1 protein-coding gene is annotated in these 806 nt (G+C 67.6%); it reads right to left on the bottom strand.

What is annotated here, in order from left to right:
- Positions 1 to 84: 84 nt before the first annotated feature.
- The coding region (locus G3T14_RS24375; protein WP_163645035.1) for a transposase at positions 85 to 806 on the bottom strand (722 nt) is incomplete at its 5' end.

Raw genomic sequence — 806 nt, 5'->3', positions numbered from 1 at the left:
CCACCCCAACCTGCGCGGCCCGCGCTACTTCCACTGACGGAGACGACGATGCTCAGTAATTACCCACCCCCGTAATCGCGGGGTTCAGGCGCTGACGGTTTTGAGGATTGCGCCGAAGGGGGTGCTGCCTGTGAGGCGCGCGGTATCGACGACGGTGCGGATGGCAGCTTCGCCTTCGGCCGCCCAAATCGCGCGGTAGCCGTTGGTGACCTTTCGCTGGATCACGGATGGGCGCAGCAGCCGCTCGGAACCGTTGTTGGTCGGTTCGACCATGCCGGGATGATCGAGGAAGACGAGCAGCTGATGGCGAGCCCGGCCGATCTTGACTTGCAGGTCGCGGGTCAGGTCGCAGCGGCTTCGTGTGGCGAGGATTGCGCCGAGCTGCCGATCCAGGCTCCGGCGCTTGGCGGCCAGCGTCGAGGTGGCCAGATCGGTCACGCGCACGGATCTCAACCAGAGCTGCAGACGCCAGGGCACGGGATCATCGCTGGTCTCAACGGCGTAGGCGACATCGCGGGCGAGATGGGCAAGGCAGGTCTGGTGCGCGACCGCATGGCCCTGCTGAGCCGTGTAGCGGTCCGAGATCCAAACCGCCGGCCGATGCCCGTTCATCATCTCCCGCACCACGACCGCACCCCGCGTCGGCGAAGCCTGATGGACGACCGCCTCGGCCGAGTGGAAGACCCAATGGTAAGCGTTGCTGCCCTCGATGCGCACGCCGGTCTCGTCCGAGGCGACCACCGCGGCCCGACGCAGGGTCGAGACGGCCTCGTCGCGACCGGAGCGGAAGCGCTTCTGCGCGCGCT

The organism is Methylobacterium sp. BTF04 (assembly GCF_010692745.1).
In the GTDB taxonomy this organism is placed as follows: domain Bacteria; phylum Pseudomonadota; class Alphaproteobacteria; order Rhizobiales; family Beijerinckiaceae; genus Methylobacterium.
Note: the sequence above shows the minus strand (reverse complement) of the source record. Positions and strands in the feature narration are given on the sequence as shown.